Genomic DNA, 24,404 nt, shown 5'->3' on the forward strand with positions numbered 1-24,404 from the left:
CTCTCCTTCTTAGCTGACGAGCTCGCGATATAATTGGCAATAAAGCCTGGCCGACGATTCCCATCCGTAATCCTTTTTCGCTCCGTTGGCCACAATTCTCTCCCAATGTCCGGCGTCCTCGTAGAACGCCAGAGCGCGGCGAATCGTGTACAGCATGTCATGCGCCGTCGGCGGGCCGAACGTGAAGCCGTTGCCCGTACCGGCATGCTCGTTGTACGGCGACACCGTGTCCTTCAGCCCGCCCGTCTCCCGCACGATCGGCACCGACCGGTAACGCAGGGCGATCAGTTGACTGAGACCGCACGGCTCGAAGCGCGAAGGCATCAAATACATATCGGAGGCTGCGTAAATCCGCCTCGCCAAGCCTTCGTTAAAGCCGAACCAGAGCGCCAGCTTGTCGCGATTGGCGGTCAGCGCGCCGCGCAGCATCGCCTCGATGCCGGGATCGCCCGAGCCGAGAACGGCGAGCTGGACCCGCTCCTTCATCAGCTCCGGCAGCGCCTCGCCGATCAGATCGAAGCCCTTCTGGTGCGTCAGCCGCGAGACGATGCCGACGAGCGGGACGGCGGGGTCTACCGGAAGTCCCAGCTCGCGCTGAAGGGCCGTCTTGTTCTCCCGCTTCTTCTCCAGCGAGTTGCGGTAGTGGACGGCCAGATGCGGATCGCTCATCGGATCGTATTCGTCCGTGTCGATTCCGTTCAGAATGCCCCACAGATCGTCGGCGCGCTGGCGGATGACGCCGTCCAGCTTCTCGCCGTAACGCTCGGTCTGAATCTCTCGTGCATACGTCCAGCTTACCGTGGACAGCTTGTCGGCGAAGCGCAATCCCGCCTTCATGCAGCTCGCCGCCCCGTAAAACTCCAGACTGTCCGGAGTGAACGAATCGTCCCCGGTCGACAGCAGCTCCTGCAGCAGCTCGCGCGAAAACACCCCCTGATACTGCAGATTATGTATCGTGAACACCGTCCGGACGTTCCGATGCCCCGGCCGATGGGCATACCTGGTCCTGAGCAGGAACGGAATGAGCCCGGTCTGCCAGTCGTGGCAATGGAGAATGTCGGGAAACGCTTCGAGCTTGTCCAGCATCTCCAGGACGGCGAAGCAGAAAAAGGCGAAGCGCTCCGCCTCGTCGCCGTATCCGTACAAATAGCCGCGCTTGAAGTAGAACTCGTTGTCGATCAGAAGGAAGCGGACGCCGTCCGCCGTCACCTCCTGAATGCCGCAATATTGTCGGCGCCATCCGAGCTGGACTTCGAGGACGGCGATCGTCTCGGCGGCGTCCGCGATCGACTTCGGAATCTCCCCGTATTTCGGCAGGACGACCGTCACCTCCGCCCCCTGCTTGGCGAGCGCCTTGGGGAGCGCGCCAACGACGTCGGCCAGTCCCCCGGTTTTGACGAGCGGCATCGCCTCCGATGCCGCGAACATCACTTTCATTCGCACACCTCCGTCAGATCACTTTGCGTTTCAGCGCGAGGAACGGAACTTCCGACGATCCTTTAAGCTGCATTTGCGGCCGAATTTCGACCTCCTTGTCCAGAATGCAATGGTCCAGCTCGCCATTCGCTCCGATGACGCCGTTCTGCATGACGATGCTGTTGCGGACGACGGCGCCCCTGGCCACCTTGACGCCGCGGAACAGAATGCTTCCGGTCACGGTCCCCTCGATGTCGCAGCCGTTGGCGATCAGGGAGTTCGAGACGTCGGCTCCGCTCCGGTAACGCGTCGGCGGTTCGTCCTTCACCTTCGTGTAGATGGCGCCCGGCTTGAAGAACAGCTCTCTCCACACTTCCGGCCGCAGCAGCTCCATGCTGTGCCTGTAATAGGCGGCGATATTGTTGACGACGCCCAGCGCCCCTTCGTGAAGATAGGCGTGCACCCGGAGCCGCTCCAGGCGGGACAATATCGCATGCCGCACGAAATGGTCCCGCCCCTGGGCGAGCGACGTCTCCACCAGATCGAGCAGCAGCTCCTTGCTCAGCACGTACATCTCCATCGACACGATGTCGCTGTCGAGCCTGCCGTAATGATCCTGCATCTCGACGATTCGGCCCGAGCCGTCGACCCGCGCCTTCCTGGCGAGGCCGGGCGTCTCCTCCGGCGTCCTCTTGCAGACGGCGGTAATGTCGGCGCCCGACTCCCGATGCCGCTCCAGCACCTTCGCGAAATCGACGTTGCATACCATGTGGCTCCGCGCGATGACGACGTAATCCAGAGCGCTGCGGGCAAAGTAGTCGCGGTTCCGGTAGAAATGGTACAGGTCCCCCTTGCCGAAATCAGTCTGGTCCTCCATCGACGGCGGCAGCACGAACAGGCCGCTCATCTTGCGATGCAGATCCCAGTTCGCCCCCGACCCGAGGTGATCCATCAGCGACCGGAATTTCCGGTGCGCGAACACGGCGACCTTCGGGATGCCCGAATTGACCATCGAGGAAAGCACGAAATCGATCAGCCGGTAGCGGCCGCCGAACGGCACAGTCGCCAGGCATCGCCCCGACGTCAAGGACTCCATCTCGTCCGCTTCGTGAATCAGGTTGATGACTCCCGTCAAGGGCAGCTTCATACCGGCTCCGCCTCCTTAAGCTCCGACTCCGGGCGGATCGTTTCTCCGCTTCCGACGACCGCGATCTCGTCCGCATCCCCCCCGCCGACCCGGCAGCCGTCCCCGACGACGGCCCCTTCGCCGACGATCGCCCGAACGATCTTCGCGTTCCTGCCCACGATCGCTCCCGGCATCAGAATCGAATCCTCGACCAGGCTGCCCGCCCCGACGCGGGCACCGTTAAACAGCACCGACCGGTTGACCGTGCCTTCGACCGCGCACCCCTCGTTGATCAGCGAACTCTGCACCTTGGCGGTCGGCGCGACATATTGCGCCGGCTGATTCGGACTGGCCGTAAAAATCCGCCACGAGCGGTCGTTCAGCTGCAAAGAGGAGCTCTCCTCCAGCAGATCCATGTTCGCCTCCCATAAGCTGTCGATCGTGCCGACGTCCTTCCAGTAGCCGGAGAACCGGTAGGAGAACAAGCGCGCGCCGTCCGCCAGCAGCGCCGGTATGACGTCCTTGCCGAAGTCGCCCGAGGACTGGCGATTCGCCTCGTCCCTTGCGAGCGCCTCTTTCAGCACCGGCCAACTGAACATGTAAACCCCCATCGACGCCAGATTGCTGGACGGATTTTTGGGCTTCTCGGCGAACTCGACGATCCGGTCCTCCTCGTCCACGCTCAGAATGCCGAAGCGGCTCGCATCCGCCCACGGCACGCTGATGACGGCGATCGTCGCGTCCGCGCGGTTGCGCTTGTGCGCGTCGAGCAGCAGGTCGTAATTCATTTTATAAATGTGGTCTCCCGAGATGATCAGGACGTATTCGGGATCGTAGCTCTCGATAAACCCGAGATTCTGATAGATAGCGTTGGCCGTCCCCTTGTACCAGCTGCCGCCCTTCTGGCGGACGTATGGCGGCAGAACGTGCATGCCTCCTTCCCGCCGGTCGAGTCCCCACGGCGATCCGATTCCCAGATGCTGGGTCAGCACAAGCGGCTGATATTGCGTGAGCACCCCGACCGTCTCGATGCCGGAATGCACGCAATTGCTGAGCGTGAAATCGATAATGCGGTATTTGCCTCCGAAGGGCACGGCGGGTTTGGCCAGATCCTTCGTCAGGACGCCCAGCCGGCGGCCTTCGCCGCCGGCAAGCAGCATGGCGATGCATTCGTTTTTGCGCATGCGTCTCAATCCTCCTCTGGTTAGTTCGCTGGAGAAACGTGAAGCCGGCTTTCTTGCCATCCGTCCGCCCCCTCGGACTCCGCCTCCCATAGCAGAACGGTCAAAGCGGGCACCGGAAATTCGATGCTGAAGGCTTTCCCGTGCATCGGGACGGCCCCGGCCCATAGCCGGTCGGGCATCGCGGCGCCGGAGCCGCCGTAGTCGGAACGGTCGCTGTTAAGGAGCAGCCGGTACGCCCCCGGACGGGTCACCCCGATCCGATAGACGGAATAGCTTGCCCTGGAGAAATTGCAGGCGACGACGACGGGGCGTTCGTCCGATCGGCCGCTGCGCTGGAACGAAAGCATGCACTGGGCGGCATTATTCACGTCGATCCATTCAAATCCGGCGGGAACGTGATCATTCTCCCACAGCGCCGGCCGGCTGGCGTAAATCCGGTTCAGATGCTGAACGTAGCGGCGCATGCTGTCATGGAGCGGATAGCACAGCAGGCTCCAGTCGAGTCCGGCGTCGTCCTTCCATTCGTCGAATTGCCCGAACTCGCCGCCCATGAAGAGCAGCTTCTTGCCGGGATGGGTCATCCAGTAGCCGTAGAACAGCCTGAGATTGGCGAATTTCTCTTCGTAGCTTCCCGGCATCTTGTTCAGCAGCGAACGCTTGCCGTGAACGACTTCGTCGTGGGACAGAGGCAGCACGTAATTTTCGGAATAGGCGTAGTGCATGGAAAACGTGATGAGAGAATGGCGGTCGGGTCTGCGGGCAGGGTCGGTCTCCATGTAGCGGAGCATATCGTTCATCCAGCCCATATTCCATTTGTAGTTGAATCCGAGGCCTCCAAGATAGGTCGGCGAGGTGACGGCGGGATAGGAGGAAGAATCTTCTGCCATCATCAGGCTCTCGGGATAGTAGAGAAAGACGGTTTCGTTCAGCTTGCGCAAAAAGAGGAGGGCTTCGACGTCTTCGGTTCCCCCGTAACGGTTCGCCGTTCGCATCGAATCCGGTTTGTCGAAGTTCAGGTCGATCATGCTGGCCACCGCATCCACACGAAGCCCGTCGATGTGGTAGACGTCCAGCCAGAACAGCGCGTTGGAGATCAGGAAGCTCTGCACCTGGGGCTTGCCGAAGTCGAACGCCAGCGTTCCCCAGAGCGGCTTCTCCGCCCGGCGGGCGTCGGCATGCTCGTACAGCGCCGTTCCGTCGAACAGCCTCAACCCGTGGTCGTCCTTGCAGAAATGGCCGCCCACCCAGTCCAGCACAACGCCGATTCCGCGCCGGTGGGCGCAATCGACCAGCTCCATCAAGCCTTCGGGCGGACCGTATCGGCTTGTCGCGGCATAGTAGCCGGTCGTCTGGTAGCCCCACGACCGGTCGAGCGGATGTTCGGCCAGCGGCAGCACCTCGATGTGCGTATACCCCATATCGCACACATAGTCGATCAATTCCCTCGCCAGCTGCCCGTACGTGCGGAATAGCTCCGGCGCGTCCATCCGCCAGGCGCCGAGATGAACCTCGTAGATGAGCATCGGGCTCTCATAGGGAGGCCGGCCTTTTTTACGCTCCTGCCAGTCTCCGTCCTCCCACCGATAACGGCCGAGAGACGCGACGACGGAAGCGGTGCCCGGTCTCGGCTCGGCCCGGAAGGCGAACGGGTCGCTCTTCAACCTGCGCTCTCCGCCGGAGTCGACGATCTCGTACTTGTACCGAGCTCCCTCGCCTACGCGGCCGCTGAAGCCGGCCCACACTCCGGTCGTTCCGATCGGCTCCAGCCCGATCGCCCGGGAGCGGTCGGCGCCGCTCCAGTCGCAGAAATCCCCGACGACGAGCACCTCCCGCGCGTTCGGCGCCCAGACGGCGAACCGCACGCCGCGCTGACCGTCCACCTCCATCGGATGCGCGCCGAAGATCAGATACGCTCGAAATAACTGCCCGGTATTGAACAGGTACAGATCGTCGGATGAGACAAGCGCCGGCGATGCCTGCATGCAACGTCACCTCCCAGGAGCTTTCGGACCTTTTTTTTAAAATGCGATCTCAATGTTTGTTAATTGTACGTTAACTATTCTGACAAATTACATGAAAATTACATTCATTATACCGAAAATACTGAAAATGATCACCCCATTTTCAAAAATATTGCAAAAAAGTTCGAGATTCCTCGGCGGCGATAAACGAAGTCTATGCTTCTACTTAAATTCGCATTCCGCTCACCGACTTCCTTCCCGGGGAGGTGCGTCGCTTGGGGAAATTTTCGAAGAGGCATCGCCGGGTCAGCGGGCCGTAAAAAAAGAAAAACAGGATGACGCGGAAGGGCTTTCCGCTGCATCCTGTTTCCGACCTTGCGAATGGCTGCGACCGCCAGGAGGGCTACTTCCACGCGGTCTGACTCCAGCGCAGCTCGTTGCGGAGCCGGACCGGGTTCGTCTGCTTGTCGATCACGACGCATTCAATGCCGAAGATGTCGGCAAAGTCGAGCATCTGCTCGGTCGTCGCCGCGAACGAATAGACGGTATGGTGCGCGCCGCCGGCCAATATCCACGCTTCGGCGCCCAGCTGAAGCGACGGCTGCGGCTTCCACAGCACGCGGGCGACCGGAAGCTTCGGCATCGCCCGGTCTACGGCCACCCCTTCGACCTCGTTCACGATCATGCGGAAGCGTTGACCCATATCGACGACCGATACGTTGATTGCGGAGCCGCCCTTGCCGTCGAAGACGATGCGAGCCGGATCGGCCTTGCCGCCGATGCCGAGAGGATGCACCTCGATGCGCGGCTTCGAGGCGGCGAGCGTCGGGCACACCTCCAGCATATGGGCGCCGAGCACCAGCTCGTTGCCGGGCTCGAAATGATACGTATAATCCTCCATGAAGGACGTGTCCGCTCCGCCTGCGATCACCTTCACGAGCCGCGTCAGCGCCGCCGTCTTCCAGTCGCCTTCGCCGGCGAAGCCGTAGCCCTGCTCCATGAGCCGCTGCACGGCAAGACCCGGAAGCTGCTCCAGTCCGTGCAGATCCTCGAACGTCGTCGTGAACGCGGTAAAGCCCCCTTCCTCCAGGAACGATTTCAGAGCGATCTCCAGCTTCGCCTGGTACGCGATCGCTTCCCTTGCCGGCCCCGGCTTGCGCCCCTCTTCGACAATCTCGTAGAGCGTCTCGTATTCCTCCATCAGCCGTTCGACCTCTTCCGCCGATACCGCGTTCACCCGCTGGACGAGATCGCCCACGCCGTAACCGTTAATCGACCAGCCGAACCGGATTTGCGCCTCGACCTTGTCGCCTTCCGTAACCGCGACCTCGCGCATATTGTCCCCGAAGCGGGCGACCTTGAGCTTCCGGCTTTCCACGCTGGCAACCGCCGTTCGCTCCCATCCGCCGATTCGCTCCCGCACCCGGGGGTCCTGCCAATGACCGACAACCACCTTGCGGGAGATGCCCAGTCTCGCGCCGATGAAGCCGTATTCGCGGTCCCCGTGAGCAGCCTGGTTCGTATTCATGAAATCCATGTCGATCGTTTCCCACGGAATGTCCCGATTATACTGCGTGTGCAGATGGAGCAGCGGCTTGCGCAGTTCGGACAGACCGGCGATCCACATCTTCGCCGGAGAGAACGTATGCATCCAGGTGATGATGCCTGCGCAGCCGTTGTCGGCGTTCGCGTCGGCGCAGAGCTGGCGGATCTCCTCGGGCGTCTTCACGACCGGCTTGAACACGATCGGATACGGAATGCCCGCATCGCCCGTCAGCGCCTCGGCGATTTCCCGGGAATGAGCGGCCACCTCTTCGAGCGTCTCCGGTCCGTACAAGTGCTGACTGCCGGTAACCAACCAAAATTCATAAGATTGCAGCTTTAACATTTCACGAATCCCCCTGACTGGCGAATTTGAAGTCATACTTGTACGTACATGTTACCTTCTTATTGTAGGGGATAATCCCGCCGAGCACAACTCTTTCTTCGTTTTCCGTTGCAGGCAAACCGGAAAATCGGAGAGACAGTTGTACATACGAGCCAGCGCGCCCGCCATGCAAGCAATAGGCGCGCAATCACCGAAAAAAGCGCATCGCCTCCCGAGAACCCGGGAGACGATGCGCTAGGCCGGCCGACGGCTCAGAACGTCGGCAGATTGTCCAGATTGTTGTTCTCGCGGCCGTCGGGATCCGAGCGCAGATGCTCGTCTCCGTCGCGACCCTTAAACACGTTTACATTGGCGATTTGATCGTTCCTGGCCATCTGCTGGGCTTCCTTATAACCGACGACCTGTCCGGAAGAGAGCTGCAGCTCCACGATGTCTCCGTCGCCGTTCTTCCGGACGGCTGTGACGTGCGGCTTTCCGCCTTGCGTTTCCATACGAGACCACCTCCGGGAAATAGTCTTTGCATTGTGCGGCCAAAAGATGCGCAACCCGGCGGCCCGGAATCGGCGGGCTTGCGCGGCATTTGACATCGGATTCCGCATCGATTAGGATATAGTCAATATATTGACCAATGGAGCGTTCCGAATTGAAATCAGACGAACAGCTGCACGGCAAAATCGTCGTTAACCTTTTTCGCTGCTCCAATCTGCTCGAGCGCATCGGCCGCAAGCTCATCGCCGACGCCGGCTTGACGAGCGTCCACCAATGGTGCATCCTGTCCTCGCTGTCGGACGGAGACCTGTCGCTGAAGCAGCTGGGACAGAACGCCCACGTCACGAAGCAGAACATGACGGGCATGATCGAACGGCTGAAGCAGGGCGAGCTTGTCGAGACGTACGCCGACCGGGAGGATCGCCGAGTCACCTTGGTTAGACTAACCGAGAAGGGCCGACAGGTATTGAACCGGCTGGATTCGTTCGACGCCTTCGGGCAGGAGACGAACCTTAGACATCTCTGCGCGGAAGACTTGTCTTCCTTGAACCGTTGCCTGCAGCGGATTCTCGACCACATGAACGACGGATGAGAAGGTCCGTCGCTAGGAGGCTCATGTATAATGGCTGAACAGAACACGATCGCATTCTCGGTGCTCGATCTCGCCTCGATCGTCGAGGGAGGATCGGCCGCCGAGTCCTTCCGCCACACGCTGGATCTCGCCCAACGCGCCGAGCAATGGGGCTATCGCCGCTTCTGGCTCGCCGAGCATCACGGCATGCCCGGCATCGCCAGCTCGGCTACCTCCGTGCTGATCGGCCATGTCGCCGGAGGAACGTCCACGATCCGCGTCGGGTCGGGGGGCATTATGCTGCCCAATCACGCCCCGCTCGTCATCGCCGAGCAGTTCGGCACGCTCGAATCGCTCTATCCGGGAAGAATCGATCTCGGACTCGGCAGAGCGCCGGGCTCCGACCAGGCCGTATCGCGGGTGCTGCGTCGCGGACTCGGCGCCGGAGGCGAGGACTTCCCCGCGCTGCTCGCCGAGCTGCGGGCTTACTTTCAGCCGGACGGCGCTCCGTCTAACGGCATCGTGCGCGCCATTCCCGGCGAAGGGCTCAGGGTGCCGATCTGGCTGCTCGGCTCCAGCGGCTTCAGCGCCCAGTTGGCCGCACAGCTCGGACTTCCCTTCGCGTTCGCGAGCCATTTCGCGCCGGACTATCTGATGCCCGCTCTCGAGCTGTACCGCGCGAACTTCCGGCCGTCCGCCGTTCTCGACAAGCCTTACGCGATGGTCGGGGTCAGCGTGACCGCCGCCGATACCGAGCGGGAAGCGAGGAGGCTGGCCACCTCGCAGCAGCAAGTCTTCCTGAATATGATCCGCGGCCGCTTCGGACAGCTCCCCCCTCCGGTCGACAGCATGGACGGCCTATGGTCGCCTCACGAGGAAGCGGCGCTGAACCGGCAGTTCGGCTTTGCCGTCGTCGGCGACAAGAAGCAGGTCGCCGCGCGGCTTCAAGGCGTGATCGATTCGACGGGAGCCGACGAACTTATCATTGCCTCGCAAATCTACGACCACGGAGCCCGGCTTCGCTCCTACGAGATTATCGCCGAAGTCGGACGCGAGCTTCAATCTTAAGCGGCGAGCCGTTGCATGAGGCGACCAGGCGGTCTCAGACGAGCAAGGCGGCGACCATCAGCATCGCGCTGACCGCCAACACGGCCGTATCCGAAGGGCGCACCCGGTACTCGCGTATCGGCGTGCGTCCTTCTTCTCCTCTATAGCCCCGGGATTCCATCGCGACCGCCAGCTCCTTCGCCCGCTGGATCGACAGGACGAACAGCGGGATGAGCATGGGCAGGACGCCCTTGAAGCGCGTCAGGAAACCGCCGCGGTGGAAACCTCCGCCGCGAGCGGTCTGCGCCTTGCGCACCGTATCGAACTCCTCCAGCAGCAGCGGCACGAACCGGAGAGCGATCGAGAACATCGTCACCGCGTCGTGCACCGGAACCTTCCATCTTTTCAACGGGGAACAAAGCTTCTCCAACCCTTCGGCCAACACGATCGGCGAAGTCGTTCTCACGAGCAGGGACAGTACGACGACGATGCCGAGAATCTGCTCGCACATTAGCAGACCGGAGACGATTCCTTCGCGCGAGAGCGTCATCCCGGCCCATCGGAAGAGCGTATGTTCCGGTTTGGCGTCAATCGCCGCCCGGAAGATCATCGTCGACAGGAAGAAGAGACTCAGGGACAGAACGGTCCACGCCAATGTGCTCCATCTCAGCCGGGCGACTCCCCAGAGGACGATCAGCGTCAGCAGCTGCCCCGTCTTGAGCGCAGGGGATTGGTGGGCGATCAAGCTTAGACCGAACAAGAAGAACGCCGTAATTTTGATTCGCGGGTCCCACCGCTCAAGCCAGGAATCGCGCTTCTCGTAAATCAGGTAGCCTCCCGAAGCCATCGGACTCCCTCCCTTCGACCGTTGCGAACGCATCGGCGACTTCCCGCTCGTCCCAAGGCTCGGCGAGCTCCAATCCGTGCCGTTCCTTGAACCATCGGGCGATCGCCAGCGCCGGAGGCTCCTCCCAGCCGAACGTCGCGCGAACTTCTGGATCGGCGATCAGATCGGCGGGCTTGCCGTCGGCGACGATGACGCCGCGATCAAGCGCCAGCACGCGCGAAGCATGGGCCAACATCTCCTCCAACTGGTGGCTCACCCAAACGATCGTCGTGCCGCGATTTTCCCGCAGCCTGCCGAGCAGTTCGAACAGCGCCGTTCGGGAAGGCAGATCGAGCCCTGCCGTCGGCTCGTCCAGAATGAGCACTTCCGGCTCCAGCACGAGCACGCCCGCGATAGCGGCCCGCCTCTTCTCCCCTCCGCTCAGCTCAAGCGGACTCCTTCGGCCGTACACGGCCGGCGGAAGGCCTACGTCTTCCAACGCCCGCTCGATTGTGCGCTCCCGCTCCGACGGAGTCGCTCGCGATTGCCGCAGGCCAAAACCGACGTCTTCGGCGACGGTGGCGGCGAACAGTTGATGCTCCGGATACTGGAAGACATAGCCGATCCGGTCGAACAGCTCGGGACGGCGAGCCCGATGGGGATCGACGCCTGCGAGCAGAAGCTCCCCTTCGGTCGGGCGCGCGAAGCCTTTCAACAGCTGCAGCAGCGTCGTTTTCCCGCTGCCCGACTTCCCGCACAGGGCGACCCTCTCGCCGGACTCGATCGCGAAGCCGATGCCGTCCAGCACACAGGGCGCCGCTGCCTGTTTTCCCCATTTCCTGCGCTTCCCGTAGCGGTACTTGATCCCGTTTAATTCGATTCGCATATCCGCTTCCTCCAGTTCTCCAAGTTGTCGGGATCGGCGATCGGAAATCCCCTGCCGCCCATTTCCAGCGCCAGCCGGCGCAAGAACGGCAGCTCGAGGCCGCACGCTTCGAGCAGCTCCTTCCTCGGCCACAAGTCCTTCGGCCGTCCGACGGCCGCAAGCTCTCCGCGCGAGAAGAGCGCCCAGCGGTCTGCCGCCAGCACCTCCTCCAGGTGATGCGTAATAAAGATGAGAGAGAACGGCTTGCGCTCGCGGGTTTGCGCCAGCGCGTTCAGAAAATCCCTTCTTCCGCCGGGGTCCAGCATCGAAGTCGCTTCGTCCAGGATGAGCACCTCCGGATCGATGGCCATGACGGAGGCCAGCGCGAGCTTCTGCTTCTCCCCGCCGGACAGCCGCGCAACCGGGCGGTCTTCGTCGGCATCCAGCCCGACCGCGCCGAGCGCCCAGCGGATTCGCTCCGGCATCGTCTCCCGGGGCCATCCCAGATTGGACAAGCCGAAGGCGATGTCCTCGCCGACGGTAATGCCGACCTGTTGGTTTTCCGGGTTCTGGAACACGATCTGCACCTTCCTCCGAATATCGGCTAATGCCGCCGCGTCGTCCGTGCGCAGCCCGTCGATCTCGATCGTCCCCTTCGTCGGCGTCTCGATCCCGTTGAGCAGCCTGGACATAGAAGATTTCCCCGAGCCGTTAGGCCCGAGGAATGCGATGAATTCGTTGTCGCGGATGTCCAGGCTCACTTCGCGCAGCGCGTATGAAACGTCCCGCTCCTCGCCGAGGCCGGTGTTGTAGCTGAATGAAACTCCATTTATGCGTATCATCCCAGATGCTTCCTTTCTACTCGCGCAAGACGCTTCCGTACACGCTCCGGGAATCGCCCGGGTCGAACAGTCCTTCGGACGTGTTCGGAATTTGCCAGAAATAATGGATGCGCACGCCGAGCTCCTGCGCCAATTCGAGAAAATCCCGCATGAAAACGCCTTTGCCCGGATCGCAGGACGGACTGTCGGAGATGCCGATGCCGCCGACGATTTCGTACCCGTGATCCTGGTATACCTTCAGCTGCTCCAGGTAGGGCAGCAAAATGCGGCGGTTGTGAGCGTGAAACTCCGGCGTGTCGTATTGCTCCGTCGTCATGGGCGGTCTTTCCGGCCCGAGAAACGTAAATTCGGGACAAGGCAGCTGGAAAATGCCGTATTCCCGCTCGTTCGCCCATTGTACCGCGGAAGCCATGACGCCGGGACTTCTCGCTTCTCCGGCCACGACGGCGTTCTGGTTCAGCACGCAGTGAGAGACGACGACCAGCCGCTTGCTACGCCGCATTCGTTTTCTCCGAACGGCGCAGCGGGGGACGCTTCAGCAGCGACTGCGGAATTCCTTTTAGCACGTAATAGATCAATACTGCGGATAAAATCTTATCGACAAGATTGCCCCACAGCCTTGGAAGAAACGCGGCCGCGAACAAGCTGGACCCCGCATCCTTCAGCCACAGGACGAACACGTCGGTCACGCCTCCCGTCAAGCCGCCGAAGACCGCCACTGCGATCGCCGTGCCGACCGCAGGGCAGACGACGCCAAGCGTAAAGCCTGACACGATCGCCGTCTTCAGCGTATACCCGAACCTGACGGCGGCAAACCCGACGACCAATCCGACGATGATGTTCACGAGCGCAAACGGAATCGAGGTGTAGCCTGAAGTCACGCCGAGCACGAGATTGGTCAGAAGACCGACCAGCGCCCCCCAGTACGGGCCGTACAGCGCCGCGATAAAAATCGTCCCGACGACGTCCAGGAACAGAAAGGGGATGTTCAAATTTCCGACCACGGTGCCCGCGATGACGTTGATCGCGACGGCCAGCGCGCCTAAAGCAATGATTTGAGTTCGTTGATTCATGCCGATCCCTCCAGGTGAATGTATAAGCAGGCGATGCCGCCAGCCGGAATGGTAATGCCGCAGAATTCCCTCCCTTGTACGTAACGAGCCGCCGCCCTTCCGGCTGAAGACGACGACTCCGACGATTCGACGAAATGCCAAAAAACCGAAGAACCAAGCGCGGTCGCGCGCTGAAGCTCTCCGGTTCGTCCGGTAGATTTCATAGTTATCCTATTGGATTTACTTAAATATATCACATCCAAAACGTCTGTCAATGGATTGACAGCATTTGGACCAAGTGATATGATCTTTTTCACACTTTGTATCCCGATCTACATAGGAGGTTTTATAGGATGATGAAGCATCGCTCTAAAGCTGTGATCGCGTTATCTCTGGCAGCGGCTCTGGTCTGGACCGCTCCGGCTGTCGCGCTCCCTCAACATGCCGCTGCGGCCTCCGCGACGGCCTCCGTTTCCGTTTTGTCGCCGCAGGCGCAAGAGTACGCAGCCTACCTGCAAGAGAAGTACGGCGTCTCCGTCGGAGCTTCGTCGACGCGAGGACAATTCGCGGACGCTCTGAACGCCATAGCGGCTCCGGAGAAGGCGGTCGTCCTGAGCGGCGACCCGTCGGAGCCCCTGAAGGCGATCGAGGCCGTAGCGCTCGCGCTGAAAGCCGCCGACCTCGAAGAACTCGCTTATACGTACCCGGCGACCAAAGCCAAAACCGCCCTGGCATGGGTCAAGCTGGGCTGGACGTCCGAACAGTACGCTGCCGACCCGGCCAAGCTTCTCGCCGCCGCAGTCAACACCGGCTTCCTCGTCTCCAGCTATTATCCGGAGATCCGCAACGACGCCACCGCGTCCCCTTCCCTGGCTGCGGTCCTTCTCGGCAAAGTGCTGGAAGCGAAAGGACTGTACAAACGCTATATCGGCTATACGACGGACGCCGACATTCTTGTCAAGCTCGGCGACGCCTACCGGACTTCGGACATCATCCAGGCTCCGGAGCTGCGCAAAGTCGTCGACGAAGCGCTGAAGCAAAACCTCGTCACCGGCTACAATCTGAAGGACAGCCGCTATGACGCCAACTTCCTCGACTCGTTGTCGATCGTGTACGGCCATTCGGACGTCAAGCACGCGCTGCAGCTCGTCGGCCTGCTTCGCAGCGAGAACATCAAAGCGAAAGTCCAGTTCGAGCCGAAGACGTCCGCCTTTATTTATCTGAAGGAATGGGGAGACCCCGGCGAATCCGATCTGTACGAAGTCGTGCAGATCGAAAACGGCAACTATATCGAATACGCCAAAGAGTACGATCTGGCGCTCGAATTCGCGTCTGAATACGACAAAGACCGCTTCGACCGGATCATCCTGACGTACGCGAAGAAGAACGAAGACCAGCAGCCGGGCCTGATCTACGGTTCGTGGTGGCAGCCGCTCTATTATTCGCTTACCGAGCTGAACAACTATAAGGAGATTGCCAACAACAAAATTTCCGCCGGCAAGTATTACGCCCAATCGTTCTCGCTTAAGGAGCAGTCCGCCGACGTTACCGAAGGCTTCAAGAAGATCGATCCGTCCGCGAACGTCGTCAATTACGGCTTCTGGGTCGACGAGCCTTTCTACAACTACTTGCAAGGCGAATCGAAATAATCGCCATCGGATCAGAAACGGTCGGAGGACGGGCAGCGAATGCGCCCGTCCCCCCGACAATCCGTCGCGTACCGAAGAAGGGAAGCCCGGAGCTCCCTTCGGTCTAGCCCACCATCAAGCTCTTGTGCCTCGTCTCCACGATCGATCGGCTGAAAGCGTTGGCGAGACCTTCGAGATACATATAGTCGGTAACGCCGATAATCTCCCTCTCTCCCGAGGAAAATACGAGCGTCAGCTTATGAACCGGCTTCACCAAAGCATAGATCAGAGCGTTGGCGATCAGCCCGGCAAAACCGAGCGCCGACACAAGCTCGTGAAATCGGAATTCCCATATGAAGCCGGTCGCGATCAACAGCAGCTCAAGGACGAGCAGCGTGTAGGGAATCCTCCTCTTCGACTTGACCAGCTTGATCGAGCACAGATGCTGGATGGCGAACCGGGTGTTGCCGCTGATGAAGAGCTCTCTCGTAATGGTGAAATTGTTATCCTTGTAGATTGGCTGGTGTTCCATCTTATTCCTCCCCGAGGATAGGTTCACCCTTTACTCTTCGACGCTCGCATGGAAATACCTACCTAACAACCTTCCATTGTCAAAAAAACGAGAGAGAACCCGATGCGCCTTCCAACGTTCCTTCGACCGATCGTATGCGATCAAAGGCGCGCAACCGGCCGGCAACGTCTAACGGTTGCAGTGGCGCTTAATCGATCGTTTTCCCGAAAAAGGAAAAGCTAACGGTTGCCACCGCGCTTATTTTGGGGTTATCGAGCGAAAACGCGCGTTTTCGGCTGAAATAGCCGCTGCCGCAACCGTTACAACCTCCGTACTGCGAAAAGGGCACAATTAGCGGCGCTGGCAACCGTTACGATAGTGGGCTGGCGGGGGCTCGCGGGGTTGGCGTGTGTTGGCCTGGACTGGCGGGGGTTAGCGGAGTGCGTAGGTTGGTCTGGACTGGCGTGGGTTGGCGTGGTGGTTGGCGCGAGCTGGCATAGGTTGGCCTGGACTGGCGGGGGCTAGCGGAGTGCGTAGGTTGGTCTGGACTGGCGTGGGTTGGCGTGGGTTGGCGTGGATTGGCACGAGTTGGCCTTGTTTGCGATGACCGTCGGGGCTCCGCCGACAACGGGGACGATTCCTGCAAGGCCGCTTGTTGACCGTTTGCTTAACTTGACAACATTGCCCCCCCCCCGCTCCGCATCTATTTGCCGCTAATTCAGAGCTATGAGCCTTTTTTTACCGAAAATCTTAGCACCGTCCTCAGCTTGGCCGGTTCGGTCTTGCGGGGATCGGACAGATAGATTTCCCGATGGAGCTTGCTTGCGCGGATAAAACCATGCTCCTTACAGAACGCTTCCATTCGCGCAAAGCTTGCCGGCTCGTCGTCAAAGCTGCCGATGTGCATCATCTGACAGCTCAGTCCGTCCGCGATGCGCTCGAACCTGGCATTCTCCAGGAACGGATTGGACTTCTTCCTCTTCGTCCTTTCCAGAAAGCGCTCGAATCCTTGTACGGTCAGAAAATCGGGTTGGCGGATCATGATCGTATACTTCAGGTTGTTTTTGTCCGTCGCGGGCTTCGACCGATCAAGCAAATCCCATACGCCCTCAAGCGGGAAAACCGTGTACTCGTAGTAGCCCTCCGGCGCGTCGTCGCTTCGGTAAGACATTTTCACCGCATAGCTCAGGCTGTACAAAGCTTCCGTCGCTTTGGCGAACGCCTCGCCGTTCGGGTCGCCGGAACCGTCAACCGCAATGAACGGCATGCTCGGCACCTCCACGACTTCCGGCGCGGCACTGGGTAAGTAGAGCGTCTTGAAGTCTTTTTTATAATCTACCTTCCTGCTCATGGCCAATCTCCCTTCGATCGCGATCTAGCTTCACTATACCGAAGCAAACTGGACAATAGTCTGTCAGGTTTAGGGATCGTACTTTTGTAAAATACCTTTCGCCTGCCGCCGGATCTCTTCGCGGATCGATTCCGGCTCCAGCACTTCCGCGTCCGGACCGAAGCTGAGAATAAAACCGTACAGCCAGCGATCCTCGGGAAATTCGGCCCAGACGACGTAACGTTCCTCTCCGTCTGCTCCTTCCGTTTCCGCGACGATCGCCTCAATGCCGAACCACTCCTCCGCAAGATGCCTTGCCCTGCGGCTGAACCGGAGCTTCAGCCGGGTCTTCTTGGCGGGGGCTCCCCACTCTTCGTTCCAAGGCAGACGCTCCGTCTCGACCGGCCTTCGCACGGCAATACGCTCCCCGACCGCGATCGATTTCATCCGAAACAGCTTGAACAAGCGGAATTCCTTCCTCGTCCGGCAGTAGGCGTACAAGTACCAGGTCTGCCGCTTAAGCACCAGCGTGTACGGCTCGACGGCGCGAGTCGATTCGTTGCCCTGCGCGTCGCAATAAGCGAATTCGACCAACCGTTCCTCTTCCGCCGCCTTCTTCAGCAGCGCCGCCTTTTCCTCCAGATGGCCGCTGCCTCCCCACGGAGACAAATCCACGACGAGCTGCCTTGTCCGCAGCTGGAATTGCTCCAATTGCGACGGAGGGACGACGCTTTTCATTTTCTCCAGCAGCAGCTTGCGGTTTCGGTCCGGGTAGATCGTCGATACGCTTTGCAGAGCTCCCACAATGTCCGCCAGCTCCTTGTCGGTCAGCACGCTGCGGTCGAGCCTGTAGCCTTCGGACAGACCGATGCCGCCTCCGGCCCCCGGATAGGAAACAACCGGGATCCCGGCCTGATTAATGGCGTCGATATCCCGGTAGATCGTCCGAACGGACACCTCGAACAGCTCGGCCAGCTCCCTGGCCTGAACGAATCTGCGATTGACCAGCAAGATGACGATGGACAGCAGACGGTCCAGCTTCATAGTTAACCCTCTCCACGATGGCGTATGATTTCCTTCCCACATCATAGCAGGCCGGAGCGATCCGCGCGATCCGTTACCCCGTCGCGGTTGCTCCCGCTTCCCGCCTGCGCGCGCTGGCGGACAGCAGGAAGCTGAGGATAAGCACGCCGGCAGCCAGCATGTACGGGTAATTGACGTCGACGTCGAACAGCGCGCCGGCGATGACCGGACCCATGATATTGCCCAGACTCGTGAACGCCGAGTTCAGGCCCGCCACATAGCCCTGCCGTTCCTCGGCCATTCTCGACATCTGCGTGCCGATCGCCGGACGCAAAATATCGATCGACAGAAAGACGATAAAGGTGACTGCGAACACCATCCAGAAGCCGTCGACGACAATCGTCAGCAGGACGAACAAACCGCACGACAGCAGGCAGAACGTAATGACGTTTCTCTCCCCGAACCGGTTCAATATTCGCCCGAAAACGGTCAGCTGCACGACAGCCCCCGCGATCGATCCGAACGTCAAAATAAAGGCGATCTCCTTCGTCGAAAAGCCGAACTTACGATCGACGAACAAGCCGAATATCGTCTCGTAATTGGCCAGCCCGAACGACATGACGAAGACGAGAACGAGACTGAGAAAATAGGGCTCCCGGTACGAGCGCCTCAGCAGGCTCCAAAGTCGGTCCTGCTTCTCCGAGGTTGACGGTTTCGAATCGGGACTGGCGGCGGGCCGCGACTCCGGCAGGACGAACGCGGTCCATATCGCGGCCGCCAAACCCGCTGCGGCCGCGGCGAAGAACGGAACGCGGAGGCCGAACTCCGCGAGGTAGCCGCCGATTCCGGGTCCGATAATGAAGCCGGTCGTAATTGCCGCGTTAATTAGCCCCATCCCTTTCGCCCGCTCCTCGTTCGACGTCATGTCCGCCGTGTAGGCCATCACCGCGGGCATGATCATCGCGGCGCCCATGCCTCCCAGCAGTCTGGATGCGAAAAGAAGGGCCGCCGAGTTCGCGATCCCGAACAGCGCCTCCGACAAGGCGAAGACGAGCATGCCCGCGACGATGATCTTTTTGCGTCCCAGCGCGTCCGACAACCGGCCCGCCATCGGCGAGAACAGCAGCTGGGTCAGCGAGAAGGCGCCGACCAGCAAGCCTACGACGCTGCCGCTGATGTCAAGCTCCGTCATATATTGCGGCATGACCGGAATGACCAGTCCGATCCCCATGAAGATAAGAAAAATGTTCAGCATCAGGAGCAGAATCGCCCCTCTGCTTCTCAGCAATAACGCCATGATGCCTTCCCCCATGATCTATACTGAATGTTCGTTTTGTATAATAACAAGAAAAAGGAGCCGCTCCGCGTCGTCACCCTTCGCGTCTGACAATTATTCCGTTCAAGAACGTCCCCATCGCCTCCCGATACAGCTCCAGCGCCTCCTGCTGACCCTTTTTGCGAGAATGGTGGCTAAGCCCGATCAGCAGGCTGTCCAATACGACGGCGAGCCTGTCGGCACTCTGCGGCTCGAATTCCCCGTTGTCGATGCCATGCTGAATCAGCCGGCGGTTGAAGCGAACGTACCCCTCCACCATCTCCGCCATCCGCTCGTCGAAATCGTCAGCCTTCTCCGATAGGTTGTAAAATTCGTCGGCTGCCTTCGTAAGCGGATGATTCAGGTTTTCGAGCACGAGCTGCTCCGCCATGCCATACAGCTTCTCCTTCGCGGTCGGATAGAGCGGTTCCTTCTCCGCCCAGCGGCTCTCCCACTCCCTGTCCCATTCCTGAAGCAAATACAGGAAGAGCCCTTCCTTGCTTTTGAAATGATAATAGATGTTGCCGGCGCTGCTCCCGGTCGCGCTTACGATGTCCTCGATGGAAGTCGCCTTGTACCCTTTCTGCACGAACAGCGCCTTCGCCGCGTCGGCCACTCTCTTCTTCGTCTGCTCGCTTTGCCGCTTCTTCATGTTCACCCGGCGTCTCCCCCTCTCCCGGTCATCCTGAACGATTATTCAGTATCTTAACGAAAATAGACCGGGATAGCAAGAAAAACTTGCTTCCCGGCCCGGCGGGATCCCGATGCCGCTACCCGGCGATGACGCCCTTTTTGAGAATCAGGTTCGCATAGAGCGCTCCCTCTCCCGTGGCGACGATCGCATAGGCTTTTTTCGCTCGCTCGTAGAACGCGAAGCGCTCGACCTCCTCGAACGGAGCCGTCAAGCCCGTTCTGGCCTCGATAATCTTGGCGTACTCGGCCCAGATCGGCGTCTCGACCGTATCGCCGGGCATGACCTGCATAAGGGCGACCGGCTTGTCGACGTATTGATCCAGCGGGAACAGCCGCAGGATCGCATCGAGCAGCTCCGGCGCGCCATGGCCGTCCGCGCGCACGAGGCGCTGCGCGTGGCTGGCCGCCGGGAAGTTGCCGTCGGCCAGCACGATCTCGTCGCTATGGCCCATCTCCATCAATATTTTCAGCAGCTCGGGGGAAATCAGACTTGGAATTCCTTTTAACATACGGGCAGCGCCTCCATTGTCTCGATCATACTCTTCCGAAGCCCAGGAACGTCTCGTAGGCTTTCGCCCACCTCTCGTCCCGATCGGGCTCGTAGACGTCTACGGGGAAAGAAGCGGCGACCAGCTCCCGCGCCTCCCGCAGGTCCTTGCACTCGCCGAGCGCGACGAGCTGCATCAGCATATTGCCGATCGCGCTCGCTTCGACCGGTCCGGCCCATACCGGCTTGCCGATGGCGTTAGCCGTCAACCTGCACAGAAGCTCGTTCTGAATGCCGCCCCCGACCATGTGCAGGCCGCCGTAAGCGCGATCGGTCAGCTTCTCCGCCTGCTCCAGCGCCTGACGGTAACGCAGCGCCAGACTTTCGAGAATGCAGCGGGCGATCTCCCCTTCGCTGTGCGGAATCGGCTGACTCGTCTCCGCGCAGAACGAGCGGATTTTGTCGGCCATGCCTCCCGGGGAGAAAAATCTCGGATCGTCCGGATGGACGAGACTGCGGAAAGGCTCGGCTTGCTCGGCGAGGCGAACGAGCTCGGGGAAGCCGATCTCCTTGCCCTGCTCGTCCCACTCCCGCTTGCATTCCTGCAGCAGCCACAGCCCCATAATGTTTTTCAGCAGCTGGTACGTGCCGCCCACGCCGCCTTCATTCGAAAACTCCAGCTCCATCGTCTCCGGCGTAAGCAGCGGCCCGGTCATCTCCGTGCCGAGCAGCGACCACGTCCCGCATACGAGAAACGCGAACGGCTCGTCGCCGGCCGGAACGGCGGCGATCGCCGACTCGGTATCGTGCGTACCGACCGCGACGGCCTGCAGCGCGGGGACGCCAAGCTCCTCGCGCACCTCCGGCGTCAAAGGTCCGATGATCGTCCCCGGCTGCACGGGCTCGAGGAACAGATGCGGCGGAATGCCGAGGCGCTTCATCAGCTCCGCGTTCCAGCTCCGATTAACCGGGTGGAACAGCTGCGTCGTCGTCGCCATCGTGAATTCGCACGACTTGACCCCGGTCAACAAGTAGGCCAGCAGGTCGGGCGTCAGCAGCAGCGTCTTCGCGACCTCCAGCTTCGGGGAAGCGGCTTTGACCATCGCGTACAGCTGGTACAGCGTGTTAAACGGCATGAACTGCAGGCCGCTTTGCTCGAACAGCTCCCGCTGCCCGATCCTGGCGCTCACCTCTTCAATCAGTCCGTCCGTATGCGGGTCGCGATAATGATAAGGATTGCCGAGCAGTTCGCCGTTCGCGTCAAGCAGCCCGAAGTCGACGCCCCACGTGTCGATGCCGAACGTCGCCGGCTCATAGCCTTGCTGGAACGCGAAGCGAATGCTCTTTTTCATCTCGTGCAGCAGGCGGAGCGTGTCCCAATGCAGATGCTTGCCGACCTGGATCGCATGATTGGGGAAGCGGTGAACTTCCGCGACTTCCAATACGCGCCGGCCGCCTTCGCTCTCCGCCAGCCGTCCGACAAGCGCGCGGCCGCTGCTGGCGCCCATATCGAACGCCAGAACGGCAGCCCCTTTCGTCATCGCCATTTCCTCCCTCTCCGGCTTCAGCCTTATTTCATTTTTTGCAGCAATTGAATCCGGTACGCTTCGCTCTCCAAGGAGGCGATCTCCTCGAACTCTTCCTTCGTCAACACTTTGGGTTCCTTGATCGCCTTGGCGATCAGGAAGATTTTCGCGCTCTCCTCGACGACTTCCGTCCGGTAGTACGCTTCGCGCAAGTTGCGTCCGGTCGTCACCAGACCGTGATTGCCGAGCAGAATCGACGAATGCTCGATCTTCTCCACGACCGCGTCCGCCAGCTTGTCGGTCGTCGGCAGCACGTAATCGACGTAGACCGTTTTACCGACGAGCGCCGCCTGATCGGGGAACATAATCGGAAGGTCCTTCTCCACGAGCGTAAACGCGATGCAGTACGGCGGATGCGTGTGGACCATCGCGCCGATGTTCGGATTTTGCCGATAGGCGTACAAGTGCATCAGCACTTCCGAGGACGGGCGAAGCCCGATGTCGGTAATATGGCCGGTCTCGATGTCGACCTCCACCCACTGCTCCGGCTGAATTTCGTCGAGCGCAAAGCCGCTCGGGGACAAATACATCTTGCCTTCGCGGCGCGCGCTGAGATTGCCGCCCGGTCCGACGACCAGCTTGTTGGCGACGGTCTTCTGCGCGTATTTGCATAACTCCTGGCGAATTTCTTGGCTGCTCATCATGCATGCTCCATTCTATGGACAAACGGCTGCCGCCCGTCCCGGAAGAGGACAAGCGACAGCGTTGTCGGATTTATTATTTGTACAGCGGTCCGAAGTTGCTGCATGCGCGGTAGTCGGCGCTCTCCGGATTGTCGGTTCCGAACAGCCCCCATGCGCGGGGACGGAAAATGTTCTCTTCCGGCACGTTGTGCATGCTGACCGGAATGCGCAGCATCGAAGCGAGCGTGATCAGATCCGCGCCGATGTGACCGAAGCTGATCGAGCCGTGGTTCGCGCCCCAGTTGTCCATGACGTCGTAGACGTTCCTGAACGCGCCCTTGCCCGTCAAGATCGGAGCGAACCAAGTCGTCGGCCACGTCGGGTCCGTCCGCTTGTCGAGAGCATCGTGAACTTCCGGCGGCAGATCGACGGAATAGCCTTCCGCGATTTGCAGCACCGGCCCGATGCCTTTGACCATGTTCAGGCGAGACATCGTCATCGGCATGCCCCCGCGGGTCAGGAAATCGGAGGAATAGCCGCCCCCGCGGAAATATTCGACCGACGCCGGGCGCCAGGAGGTGGCGTCGAGACATTTCTGCGCTTCCTCTTCGCTAATTTCCCAGAACGGCTTCATCGCCGGCTTGCCGTCCTTCGTCTGCTCGCCCGTACCGTCCATCGTCGCCGAGCCGGAGTTGATCAGGTGCAGGATGCCGCCCTCGGCCGCGCCGGTCAGCTTGTGTCCCGTTACGCGTTCTACGGAATCCGGACTCCAGTACGTGCGGACGTCCGCGAAAATTTGCGCCGTATTCGTCAGCAGATGGCCGAACAGCATCACCGCGCCGTTCAGGCTGTCGTTCTCGGTCGCCACGATGTACGGGGCGCGAATGCCGTTCCAGTCGAACGAGGAGTTCAGAATCGTCTCCAGGAAGTCGCCGTTCGGGAAGTGGTCGGTCCATTGGCGCTGGCCCTGGAAGCCCGCGACGATCGCGTTGTGGCCTTGCGCCTCTTCTCCGAAGCCGAGCTCGGCCAGACGCGGATTGCCGACCATCAGATCGCGCGCGATCAGCGTCATCTTAACGACGGTTTCCCAATCTTTATCCTTCTGCTCGCGAGACGTTTGCAGATGAGGCGGATTGTTGTCCGGGCCTTCGATGCAATTCTTCTTCACCCAGGCGAGCGCTTTCTCGTACTCGACCGGATCATAGATCTGCTCGTCGAAGCGGCGGACGAATTCGCTCATGTCGACGTATTCCGTACGCAGGCCGAGATACTCCTGGAAGAAGGCGTCGTTGACGATCGAGCCCGCGATGCCCATCGAGACCGAACCCATCGACAGATAGGATTTGCCCTTCATCAGCGCAACAGCGAGTCCCGCTCTGGCGAATCCGAGCAGCTTGCCCTTGACGTCTTCCGGAATGTCGGTCGAGCCTGCATCCTGTACGTCGTTGCCGTAGATGCCGAACGCCGGCAGCCCCTTCTGCGCGTAAGCGGACAGTACGGCGGCCAGGTAGACCGCGCCCGGACGCTCCGTGCCGTTAAAGCCCCATACCGCTTTCGGAATGGCAGGGTCCATATCCATCGTTTCCGTACCGTAACACCAGCAAGGCGTAACCGTAATCGACACGCCGACGTTTTCCTTGGCGAACTTGCTGGCCGCCGCAGCGGATTCGGCTACGCCGCCGATCGTCGAGTCGGCGATGACGCACTGTACCGGAGAGCCGTCCGGATAGCGGAGATTCTCGGAGAGAAGCTTGGCAACGCCCTTCGCCATGTTCATCGTCTGCTCTTCCAGAGACTCGCGAACGCCTCTGCGTCTTCCGTCAATCGTCGGACGGATGCCGATCTTCGGAAACTCGCCCTTCCACCTGAACTGTTGGTCTGCCATGTGATTAGCCTCCAATTGGAATTAATTAATGTTACCGATAACCCCAAGTTACCAAG

23 protein-coding genes are annotated in these 24,404 nt (G+C 60.4%); 3 read left to right on the forward strand and 20 right to left on the reverse strand.

The window, feature by feature from the left end; translation table 11 throughout:
• Nucleotides 1-9 precede the first annotated feature (9 nt).
• From glgA to ACFO3S_RS13405, 6 genes are all read right to left on the reverse strand, one after another.
• Nucleotides 10-1,437, reverse strand: coding sequence for a glycogen synthase GlgA (glgA, locus tag ACFO3S_RS13380; protein ID WP_378096632.1), 1,428 nt, complete (start codon nucleotides 1,435-1,437; stop codon nucleotides 10-12).
• Nucleotides 1,438-1,450: 13 nt separating this feature from the next.
• On the reverse strand, nucleotides 1,451-2,563 hold the full coding sequence (gene glgD / locus ACFO3S_RS13385; RefSeq protein ID WP_378096635.1) for a glucose-1-phosphate adenylyltransferase subunit GlgD: 1,113 nt from the start codon (nucleotides 2,561-2,563) through the stop codon (nucleotides 1,451-1,453).
• Nucleotides 2,560-3,726: a glucose-1-phosphate adenylyltransferase gene (locus tag ACFO3S_RS13390; RefSeq protein WP_378096638.1), complete on the reverse strand. Its 1,167-nt coding sequence runs from the start codon at nucleotides 3,724-3,726 to the stop codon at nucleotides 2,560-2,562. The genes glgD and ACFO3S_RS13390 overlap by 4 nt, the downstream gene beginning before the upstream one ends.
• Nucleotides 3,727-3,746: 20 nt before the next feature.
• Nucleotides 3,747-5,708, reverse strand: a complete 1,962-nt coding sequence (gene glgB, locus ACFO3S_RS13395; RefSeq protein ID WP_378096640.1) for a 1,4-alpha-glucan branching protein GlgB — start codon at nucleotides 5,706-5,708, stop codon at nucleotides 3,747-3,749.
• A gap of 382 nt (nucleotides 5,709-6,090) precedes the next feature.
• Complete coding sequence (gene araA, locus ACFO3S_RS13400; protein WP_378096642.1) at nucleotides 6,091-7,575, reverse strand: L-arabinose isomerase; 1,485 nt, start codon at nucleotides 7,573-7,575, stop codon at nucleotides 6,091-6,093.
• A gap of 251 nt (nucleotides 7,576-7,826) precedes the next feature.
• Nucleotides 7,827-8,066, reverse strand: coding sequence for a DUF3892 domain-containing protein (locus ACFO3S_RS13405; RefSeq protein ID WP_378096645.1), 240 nt, complete (start codon nucleotides 8,064-8,066; stop codon nucleotides 7,827-7,829).
• A 152-nt stretch (nucleotides 8,067-8,218) separates the two neighbouring features.
• Here ACFO3S_RS13405 and ACFO3S_RS13410 point away from each other — a divergent pair, with 152 nt between their 5' ends.
• Nucleotides 8,219-8,656, forward strand: a complete 438-nt coding sequence (locus ACFO3S_RS13410) for a MarR family winged helix-turn-helix transcriptional regulator (protein ID WP_378096648.1) — start codon at nucleotides 8,219-8,221, stop codon at nucleotides 8,654-8,656.
• Between the two features lie 30 nt (nucleotides 8,657-8,686).
• On the forward strand, nucleotides 8,687-9,703 hold the full coding sequence (locus ACFO3S_RS13415; RefSeq protein ID WP_378096651.1) for an LLM class flavin-dependent oxidoreductase: 1,017 nt from the start codon (nucleotides 8,687-8,689) through the stop codon (nucleotides 9,701-9,703).
• 34 nt (nucleotides 9,704-9,737) lie between these two features.
• Here ACFO3S_RS13415 and ACFO3S_RS13420 read toward each other — a convergent pair whose 3' ends face one another.
• From ACFO3S_RS13420 to ACFO3S_RS13440, 5 genes are read right to left on the reverse strand one after another with little or no spacing between them, the layout of a single operon-like run.
• The gene (locus tag ACFO3S_RS13420) at nucleotides 9,738-10,529 is read right to left on the reverse strand and encodes an energy-coupling factor transporter transmembrane component T family protein (RefSeq protein WP_378096654.1); all 792 of its coding nucleotides are present in this window, start codon (nucleotides 10,527-10,529) and stop codon (nucleotides 9,738-9,740) included.
• The gene (locus ACFO3S_RS13425) at nucleotides 10,480-11,394 is read right to left on the reverse strand and encodes an energy-coupling factor ABC transporter ATP-binding protein (protein WP_378096657.1); all 915 of its coding nucleotides are present in this window, start codon (nucleotides 11,392-11,394) and stop codon (nucleotides 10,480-10,482) included. Before ACFO3S_RS13425 ends, ACFO3S_RS13420 begins: the two co-directional genes overlap by 50 nt.
• Nucleotides 11,379-12,215, reverse strand: coding sequence for an ATP-binding cassette domain-containing protein (locus tag ACFO3S_RS13430; RefSeq protein WP_378096660.1), 837 nt, complete (start codon nucleotides 12,213-12,215; stop codon nucleotides 11,379-11,381). Before ACFO3S_RS13430 ends, ACFO3S_RS13425 begins: the two co-directional genes overlap by 16 nt.
• 16 nt (nucleotides 12,216-12,231) lie before the next feature.
• Nucleotides 12,232-12,717: a CD3072 family TudS-related putative desulfidase gene (locus ACFO3S_RS13435; protein WP_378096663.1), complete on the reverse strand. Its 486-nt coding sequence runs from the start codon at nucleotides 12,715-12,717 to the stop codon at nucleotides 12,232-12,234.
• Complete coding sequence (locus ACFO3S_RS13440; protein ID WP_378096666.1) at nucleotides 12,707-13,288, reverse strand: CD3073 family putative ECF transporter S component; 582 nt, start codon at nucleotides 13,286-13,288, stop codon at nucleotides 12,707-12,709. The genes ACFO3S_RS13435 and ACFO3S_RS13440 overlap by 11 nt, the downstream gene beginning before the upstream one ends.
• A 332-nt stretch (nucleotides 13,289-13,620) precedes the next feature.
• Here ACFO3S_RS13440 and ACFO3S_RS13445 point away from each other — a divergent pair, with 332 nt between their 5' ends.
• Nucleotides 13,621-14,916 (forward strand): hypothetical protein, encoded by a 1,296-nt coding sequence (locus tag ACFO3S_RS13445; protein ID WP_378096668.1) that lies wholly within the window; start codon nucleotides 13,621-13,623, stop codon nucleotides 14,914-14,916.
• A 103-nt stretch (nucleotides 14,917-15,019) separates the two neighbouring features.
• On the opposite strand, the gene ACFO3S_RS13450 is transcribed toward ACFO3S_RS13445, so the two are convergent.
• From ACFO3S_RS13450 to ACFO3S_RS13490, 9 genes are all read right to left on the reverse strand, one after another.
• Nucleotides 15,020-15,427, reverse strand: coding sequence for a DUF6232 family protein (locus ACFO3S_RS13450; RefSeq protein WP_378096671.1), 408 nt, complete (start codon nucleotides 15,425-15,427; stop codon nucleotides 15,020-15,022).
• 703 nt (nucleotides 15,428-16,130) lie between these two features.
• Nucleotides 16,131-16,757, reverse strand: coding sequence for a GyrI-like domain-containing protein (locus ACFO3S_RS13455; RefSeq protein WP_378096673.1), 627 nt, complete (start codon nucleotides 16,755-16,757; stop codon nucleotides 16,131-16,133).
• 69 nt (nucleotides 16,758-16,826) lie between these two features.
• The gene (locus ACFO3S_RS13460; protein WP_378096676.1) at nucleotides 16,827-17,780 is read right to left on the reverse strand and encodes a helix-turn-helix transcriptional regulator; all 954 of its coding nucleotides are present in this window, start codon (nucleotides 17,778-17,780) and stop codon (nucleotides 16,827-16,829) included.
• A gap of 73 nt (nucleotides 17,781-17,853) precedes the next feature.
• Entirely contained in the window at nucleotides 17,854-19,056 is a 1,203-nt protein-coding gene (locus ACFO3S_RS13465; RefSeq protein WP_378096679.1) for an MFS transporter, read from the reverse strand.
• A gap of 73 nt (nucleotides 19,057-19,129) precedes the next feature.
• Nucleotides 19,130-19,732: a TetR/AcrR family transcriptional regulator gene (locus ACFO3S_RS13470; protein ID WP_378096682.1), complete on the reverse strand. Its 603-nt coding sequence runs from the start codon at nucleotides 19,730-19,732 to the stop codon at nucleotides 19,130-19,132.
• A gap of 112 nt (nucleotides 19,733-19,844) precedes the next feature.
• Nucleotides 19,845-20,276: an L-fucose mutarotase gene (gene fucU, locus ACFO3S_RS13475; protein WP_378096685.1), complete on the reverse strand. Its 432-nt coding sequence runs from the start codon at nucleotides 20,274-20,276 to the stop codon at nucleotides 19,845-19,847.
• Nucleotides 20,277-20,301: 25 nt separating this feature from the next.
• Complete coding sequence (locus ACFO3S_RS13480; RefSeq protein WP_378096688.1) at nucleotides 20,302-21,795, reverse strand: rhamnulokinase; 1,494 nt, start codon at nucleotides 21,793-21,795, stop codon at nucleotides 20,302-20,304.
• A 29-nt stretch (nucleotides 21,796-21,824) separates the two neighbouring features.
• The gene (locus ACFO3S_RS13485; protein WP_378096691.1) at nucleotides 21,825-22,481 is read right to left on the reverse strand and encodes a class II aldolase/adducin family protein; all 657 of its coding nucleotides are present in this window, start codon (nucleotides 22,479-22,481) and stop codon (nucleotides 21,825-21,827) included.
• Nucleotides 22,482-22,557: 76 nt separating this feature from the next.
• Complete coding sequence (locus ACFO3S_RS13490) at nucleotides 22,558-24,348, reverse strand: L-fucose isomerase (RefSeq protein WP_378096694.1); 1,791 nt, start codon at nucleotides 24,346-24,348, stop codon at nucleotides 22,558-22,560.
• Between the last annotated feature and the right edge of the window lie 56 nt (nucleotides 24,349-24,404).

Source organism: Cohnella hongkongensis (genome assembly GCF_042654645.1).
Taxonomy (GTDB): Bacteria; Bacillota; Bacilli; order Paenibacillales; family Paenibacillaceae; genus Cohnella; species Cohnella hongkongensis.